This window comes from Bradyrhizobium sp. WSM4874 (genome assembly GCF_055811835.1).
This window is the reverse complement of record NZ_JBVVPR010000287.1, coordinates 1-242: the sequence shown is the minus strand read 5'-3', so window position 1 is coordinate 242 and position 242 is coordinate 1. Positions and strand designations below refer to the sequence as shown.

Annotated in this window: 1 pseudogene; it reads left to right on the top strand. The window is 60.7% G+C overall.

The window, feature by feature from the left end:
- Positions 1 to 122: pseudogene (locus AC0L3P_RS40365) on the top strand (hypothetical protein); the annotation flags it as partial.
- Between the last annotated feature and the right edge of the window lie 120 nt (positions 123 to 242).

The window sequence follows — 242 nt, the reverse complement described above, 5'->3', positions numbered from 1 at the left end:
TGCACAGCCTGATCGATATGTTCCGCGCGCGCATGTTCGCGATCTGCTGCGGCTACGAGGACGCCGACGACCTCTATCATCTGGGGCCCGATCCCGCCTCCAAGCTGGCCTGCGGACGGCTTGCCCGTTTCGCGGGATCGTGAGCACGGATTTCACCGCATCATGAGTGAAATGGACCCCGGTTTTGGGACCAGAGGCTAAGTTGGAAAAGGGCCGCTCCGTTTGATAGACGGAGGGCATGA